The sequence below is a fragment of the Pseudocitrobacter sp. 73 genome (genome assembly GCF_008369545.1).
Lineage (GTDB): Bacteria > Pseudomonadota > Gammaproteobacteria > Enterobacterales > Enterobacteriaceae > Pseudocitrobacter > Pseudocitrobacter vendiensis.
Genome location: NZ_VTZO01000032.1, coordinates 82,093 through 88,724, shown reverse-complemented (window position 1 = coordinate 88,724; position 6,632 = coordinate 82,093). Strand labels below are relative to the sequence as shown.

At 55.2% G+C, this 6,632-nt stretch carries 5 protein-coding genes; 1 reads left to right on the top strand and 4 read right to left on the bottom strand.

Annotation, left to right across the window (positions count from 1 at the left end; all coding sequences use genetic code 11):
- Window positions 1-263: 263 nt before the first annotated feature.
- The 4 genes from hemG to pepQ are packed head-to-tail and all read right to left on the bottom strand — an operon-like array spanning window position 264 to window position 4,245.
- On the bottom strand, window positions 264-797 hold the full coding sequence (hemG, locus tag F0Q32_RS23385) for a menaquinone-dependent protoporphyrinogen IX dehydrogenase (protein ID WP_149464909.1): 534 nt from the start codon (window positions 795-797) through the stop codon (window positions 264-266).
- A 12-nt stretch (window positions 798-809) separates the two neighbouring features.
- On the bottom strand, window positions 810-2,261 hold the full coding sequence (trkH, locus tag F0Q32_RS23380; RefSeq protein WP_149464908.1) for a Trk system potassium transporter TrkH: 1,452 nt from the start codon (window positions 2,259-2,261) through the stop codon (window positions 810-812).
- Window positions 2,262-2,299: 38 nt separating this feature from the next.
- On the bottom strand, window positions 2,300-2,914 hold the full coding sequence (locus tag F0Q32_RS23375) for an IMPACT family protein (protein ID WP_149464907.1): 615 nt from the start codon (window positions 2,912-2,914) through the stop codon (window positions 2,300-2,302).
- Window positions 2,914-4,245: a Xaa-Pro dipeptidase gene (gene pepQ, locus F0Q32_RS23370; RefSeq protein WP_149464906.1), complete on the bottom strand. Its 1,332-nt coding sequence runs from the start codon at window positions 4,243-4,245 to the stop codon at window positions 2,914-2,916. The genes F0Q32_RS23375 and pepQ overlap by 1 nt, the downstream gene beginning before the upstream one ends.
- 190 nt (window positions 4,246-4,435) lie before the next feature.
- Between pepQ and fadB the strand changes: the two genes are divergently transcribed.
- Entirely contained in the window at window positions 4,436-6,625 is a 2,190-nt protein-coding gene (fadB, locus tag F0Q32_RS23365) for a fatty acid oxidation complex subunit alpha FadB (RefSeq protein WP_149464905.1), read from the top strand.
- Window positions 6,626-6,632: the final 7 nt, after the last annotated feature.

Sequence of the window (6,632 nt, the reverse complement as noted above, 5' to 3'; positions counted from 1 at the left end):
AAATTGTTAAAGAGCAGTGCAACGCGGCGTGAAGCTCACCGTTGCGAGGTGCGCATATTACGCTTTCCTCCTTCAGAGTCAAGCGCTTATTTTCGCTTTTCTCTGGCGGCGTTCCCGAAGGAAGCCTGCTAACCCGGCGGCTTAGAGGCCGTTGTTCCGTGTCAGTGGAGGCGCATTATAGGGAGTAATTGAGATCTCGCAAGCATAAAATACAAAAAACTTTTCATTCGCTCATTTTCCAGTCAATGCGCTACATTCGTGCGCTATTTGCGCGGAATATGCGCAATTTCGCGGGCGAAATGGGCTACCTGCTGCCAGTCCGTATAAACCACTTCTTTACGGGTATCCGTTTCGCCGCCCGTCATCTTCATAATCAGACGGATCATAAAGCGGTCATACCAGCGGTAACGCGGGTAACGCAGCGCCCCGGCAAAAACGGCGCAGGCATCCGGCTGCCACGGTGAGGCCAACAGAAACTTACGCGTGTAGTTATTGGTCTGCGGCGATCGCTTCTCGGGTTTACGCGCCACCAGGTTCACCGAGAAGAAAGCGCTCGGTAATGCCTGCATCTGCGCGGCATGCTTTTTCACAAAACGATCGACCGCTGAATGGAAGTGCCCATAGCGAATCGACGCTCCCACCACAACGCGGTCATACTGTTCCCACTCAACGTCCTGAGTGCGATTCAGATTCACCAGCTCGGAATCCATACCCAGCTCTTTGAGCTCGGAAGAGAGGTACGCGGCAATTTCACGCGTCTGACCATCACGGGTAGAGAAGAGAATTAATGTTTTCAACGTAAGCTCCACTTATTCGCGCCAGAAGGTGGGGGTAAACAACACCAGCAGCGTAAAGACTTCCAGACGACCAAACAGCATGTTCGCAATCAGGATCCACTTCGCCACCGGGTTCATGCTGGCAAAGTTATCCGCCACCACGCCAAGCCCTGGCCCCAGGTTATTCAGCGTTGCCACTACCGAGGCAAACGCGGAGAAGTCATCCACGCCGGTCGCGATAATCGCCAACATACTGATAATGAACACCAGCGCATACGCAGAGAAGAATCCCCATACCGCTTCCAGAATACGTTCCGGCAGCGCACGGTTGCCCAGCTTGATGCTATACACCGCATTCGGATGCACCAGACGTTTTAGTTCGCGGTTCCCCTGCTTGAAGAGCAGCAGGATACGAATCACCTTCAGACCACCGCCCGTCGACCCGGCGCAACCGCCGATAAACGCCGAGCAGAGTAACAGCACCGGCAGGAAGAGCGGCCAGCGAGCGATGCTGTCCGTCGTAAAGCCCGCCGTCGTCGCCATCGACACCACCTGGAAGAAGGCCTGGTTAATTGTCGTCAGCGCAGAGCTGTAAACGTTATGGAAATAGAGCACCAGCGTACAGATAAACACCAGCGTCAACTGAACGCCAATAAACATCCGGAATTCCGGGTCGCGCCAGTAAACCTTCAGGCTCCGCCCGCTCAGTAAGGAGAAGTGCAGACCGTAGTTACACCCGGAGATCAGTAAGAAGATAGCAATAATGGTGTTAATCGTTGGGCTGTCGAAGTAGCCCACGCTGGCATCATGCGTCGAAAAACCGCCAATCGCGATAGTCGCGAAGCTGTGACCGATGGCGTCGAATGCCGGCATACCCGCAAACCACAGCGCCAGCGCGCAGGCGACGGTCAGCAATACATAGATGAGCCACAGGGTTTTTGCCGTTTCCGCAATACGCGGCCGCATCTTGTTATCCTTCAGCGGCCCCGGCATCTCGGCACGATAAAGCTGCATTCCCCCGACGCCGAGGATGGGCAGAATCGCCACGGCTAACACGATGATCCCCATACCGCCGAACCATTGCAGCATCTGTCGATAAAAGAGAATCGCATGCGGCAGAGAATCAAGACCCACCAGCGTCGTCGCGCCTGTCGTCGTTAGGCCGGAAAAGGATTCAAAAAAAGCATCGGTTATCGTGAGGTTTGGCTGCTCAGAGAAGATAAAGGGAAGCGCACCCACGCTGCCCAATACGGTCCAGAACAGGACCACAATCAAAAACCCTTCGCGCGATTTAAGTTCGCCTTTCTCGCGGCGGTTCGGCCACCACAGTAGCGAGCCAATCACCAGCGCGACAAAAAAGGTTTGGGTAAATGCCCGCCCGGCGCCATCGCGGTAAATCAATGCCACCAGGCCGGGAAGGATCATGGTTCCCGAAAACAAGATGACCAGAAGTCCGACGATTCGGGTTATGGCACGAAAATGCATCTCTGGCGCTTCCTTTGGTATAAAAGTAAGGAGGGGGATTATTCTTCAATCGCTAACAATTGCAATGAACCACGACTAAAATCAGCCAGTTTTGCTGTAAAAGCATCCACTTTCGCTTGCGGAAGCGCCACGCGTAGCTGTACCGATGCCTGATAATCACTGTCAACAATGACGCCAGAAAATTGCCCCAGCAGCGTTTCAATCCCCGACAACTGACCATATTCACACAACAGAGTATATTCGGTTAATGGCGTTTTGATTTGTGTTGTGAGTTGATTTAGCGCCTGCTGAACGCCGCCGCCATAGGCTTTCACCAGGCCGCCTGTACCCAACAGCACGCCGCCGTAGTAGCGAACCACCACGGCGGTAATTTCACCGACGCCGCTTCCCATAAGCTGCGCCAGCATGGGCTTACCCGCCGTTCCCGCCGGTTCACCATCATCTGAAAAGCCAAGCTGCTGTGAGTCATCTGGCCGCCCGGCAACCCAGGCGACACAGTGGTGACGGGCGTCAGGATGTTCCGCCCTTACCGACTCAACAAACGCTTTCGCCGCCTCCACCCCATCGGTATGCGCCAGCAGGGTGATGAAACGGCTCTTTTTAATCTCTTCAGTAAACGTGACCGGCGACGCCGGTATAGGCCAACTTTCCATTACGCCAGTTTCAGATCGCGCGTCATGTTCTCAACGTTATTTTCGTGGATCACGACGTTATCTTCGATACGAATCCCGCCGAACGGTTTCAGTGCTTCAATTTTCTGCCAGTTGAAGTGCTTACTGAACTGCCCTTCACGCCACGGCGCCAGCAGAGATTCAATGAAGTAAATGCCCGGCTCGATGGTTAACACCATGCGTGGCTGCAGCACGCGGGTGCAGCGCAGGTACGGATATTTCGACGGCGCAGCCAGGTGCGTGCCGGTGTCATCCTGCATAAAGCCCGCGACATCATGAACCTGTAATCCCAACGGGTGACCAATACCGTGCGGCATAAATGGCCCGGTCAGGTCATTTTCAACCATCGCCTCTTCGCTCATATCGGTGAGGATTTGATGTTTACGCAGGATTTTTGCGATGCGCTGATGGAACTGGATATGGTAATCCACGTAGCTGACACCCGCTTTCATGGTGGCGATGAGCGCCAGCTGCTCGTCATTCACGTCTTTGATCAGATGGGCGAAATCATTGTCGCTGTGCGCCGCCCAGGTGCGGGTGAGATCAGCGGCATAACCGTTATATTCCGCGCCAGCGTCCAGCAGGAAGCTACGCACTTCAGAAGGCACGCGGTGATCCAGTTTAGTGTAATGCAGCACAGAGGCGTGCTCGTTCAGCGCCACGATGTTGCCATACGGTACATCGGTATCGCGATGGCCGGTCGCCGTCAGATACGCCTGATTGATGTCGAACTCGCTCATCCCGGAGCGGAAAGCTTCTTCCGCTGCGCGATGGCCGTTGACCGCCGTTTTCTGCGCTTCGCGCATACAGGCCAGTTCGTAATCCGTTTTATAAGAACGATAGTAGTGCAGATAATCAATCACCCCTTTCGGGTTGATCTTATCGGCAGCAATACCCAGGCCAATCGCGCGCTCCGGAACCGGACCGATATAGGCAATATTTCCACGCGCCGCCGGCAGTTGCCCGGCAATACCGTCTGCTTTCGGCAGCGCAATGACCTCAACTTCCTCTGTCCAGAAAGAGGTCGGCAGCGGCTCAACGTTGTGCCAGTAATCGACCGGCAGGTAGAACCACAGCTTGGGTTTGTTGACGCCATCCACCAGTAGCCAGCAGTTCGGCACTTGTGTTACGGGCACCCAGGCCTTGAACTGCGGGTTGACTTTAAACGGATACGCATGATCATCAAGGAACACATTCATCAGTTCGCCGGAATGAATTAACAGCGCGTCCAGCTTGAAGCGGTCCAGCGCGTTACGCGCTCTTTCCTGCAGGGTGGCGATATGATTTTTGTAGAGTGCAGCCAGTGATTCCATTTTTAGTCCTTGTACATTTTTGCCCTCAAGTTTTCGCATCTTAGCACACCTCGCCGAACCTGCGTGATCTCCACCAGTCGTGATCTCCCCAGCAAATATTTAAATAGTAATTTGCAATTTATTAACATAAAAACCACACTCAGCCTCATCTGGTACGACCAGATTACACTGCTGGATTCAGGAGACTGACATGCTCTACAAAGGCGATACCCTGTACCTCAACTGGCTGGAAGATGGCATTGCCGAACTGGTGTTCGATGCCCCCGGCTCGGTGAACAAATTAGATACGGCGACCGTAGCCAGCCTCGGTCACGCGCTCGATGTCCTCGAAAAACAAAAAGAGCTGAAAGGGCTGCTACTGCGCTCTGAAAAGGCGGCGTTTATCGTCGGCGCAGACATTACCGAATTCCTCTCGCTGTTCCTGGTGCCGGAAGAGCAACTCAGCGAATGGCTGCATTTCGCCAACAGCGTCTTCAACCGTCTGGAAGATTTACCGGTTCCGACCATCGCCGCCGTGAACGGCTACGCGCTGGGCGGTGGCTGCGAATGCGTACTGGCGACCGATTACCGTTTAGCGACGCCAGACCTGCGCATCGGCCTGCCGGAAACCAAACTGGGGATCATGCCTGGTTTTGGCGGCTCCGTGCGTATGCCACGCCTGCTGGGCGCAGACAGCGCGCTGGAAATTATCGCCGCCGGGAAAGATGTTGGTGCTGAACACGCGCTGAAAATCGGTCTGGTGGACGGCGTTGTTAAACACGAGAAACTGATCGACGGTGCGCTGGCCGTATTGCGCCAGGCGATAAACGGCGATCTCGACTGGCGCGCGAAGCGTCGTCCGAAACTGGAACCGCTGAAGCTCAGTAAAGTGGAAGCCACCATGAGCTTCACTATCGCCAAAGGCATGGTGATGCAGACGGCGGGTAAACACTACCCGGCGCCGATTACGGCGGTGAAAACCATTGAAGCCGCTGCCCGTCTGGGACGCGATGACGCGCTGAAGCTGGAAAACCAAAGCTTTGTTCCGCTGGCGCACACCAATGAAGCGCGCGCGCTGGTTGGCATCTTCCTGAACGATCAGTATGTAAAAGGCCTGGCGAAAAAACTCGCCAAAACCACCGATGCCCCGAAACACGCGGCCGTTCTGGGCGCAGGCATTATGGGCGGTGGCATTGCCTATCAGTCGGCCTGGAAAGGCGTGCCGGTGATCATGAAAGATATCAACGAGAAATCGCTGACGCTTGGCATGACGGAAGCCAGCAAACTGCTGAACAAGCAGCTTGAGCGCGGCAAAATTGATGGTCTGAAACTGGCAGGCGTCATTTCCACCATTCAGCCCACGCTGGATTACGCCGGGTTCGATCGTGTCGACGTGGTCGTGGAAGCGGTTGTTGAAAATCCGAAGGTGAAAAAAGCGGTGCTGGCCGAAACCGAGCAGAAAGTGCGCCCGGATGCTGTTCTGGCCTCTAATACCTCCACCATTCCGATTAGCGAACTGGCCGACGCGCTGGAACGCCCGGAAAACTTCTGCGGCATGCACTTCTTCAACCCGGTGCACCGTATGCCGCTGGTTGAGATTATTCGCGGTAAAAAAACCAGCGAGCAAACCATCGCCAAAGTGGTCTCCTGGGCCAGCCAGATGGGCAAAACGCCGATTGTGGTCAACGACTGCCCCGGCTTCTTCGTTAACCGCGTACTGTTCCCCTACTTCGCCGGTTTCAGCCAGTTGCTGCGCGACGGTGCGGATTTCCGCAAAGTCGACAAAGTGATGGAGAAACAGTTCGGCTGGCCGATGGGTCCGGCTTATCTGCTGGACGTGGTCGGTATCGACACCGCACATCACGCCCAGGCGGTGATGGCAGCAGGTTTCCCGCAGCGCATGCAGAAAGATTATCGCGACGCTATCGACGCCCTGTTTGAGGCTAATCGTTTCGGGCAGAAAAACGGCCTCGGCTTCTGGCGCTATAAAGAAGACAGCAAAGGCAAACCGAAAAAAGAAGAAGACGCACAAACCGACAGCCTGCTGGCCGACGTTTCCCAGCCAAAGCGCGACTTCAGCGACGAAGAGATCATCGCCCGCATGATGATCCCGATGGTCAACGAAGTGGTGCGCTGCCTGGAAGAAGGCATTATTGCCAGCCCGGCAGAAGCAGACATGGCGCTGGTTTACGGCCTGGGCTTCCCTCCGTTCCACGGCGGCGCATTCCGCTGGCTGGATACGCTGGGTAGCGCGAAATATCTCGATATGGCGCAGCAGTATCAGCACCTCGGTCCGTTGTATGACGTGCCGGAAGGTCTGCGCAATAAAGCGCGTCATAACGAACCGTATTATCCCGCAGTGGAGCCAGCCCGTCCGGTTGGCACGCTGAAAACGGCTTAAGGAGTCA

Excerpts from the sequence above, each read along its gene's own strand:
- F0Q32_RS23375 (WP_149464907.1), bottom strand. The coding sequence starts at position 2,914 with ATGGAAAGTTGGCCTATACCGGCGTCGCCGGTCACGTTTACTGAAGAG.
- fadB (WP_149464905.1), top strand. The coding sequence starts at position 4,436 with ATGCTCTACAAAGGCGATACCCTGTACCTCAACTGGCTGGAAGATGGC.
- pepQ (WP_149464906.1), bottom strand. The coding sequence starts at position 4,245 with ATGGAATCACTGGCTGCACTCTACAAAAATCATATCGCCACCCTGCAG.
- trkH (WP_149464908.1), bottom strand. The coding sequence starts at position 2,261 with ATGCATTTTCGTGCCATAACCCGAATCGTCGGACTTCTGGTCATCTTG.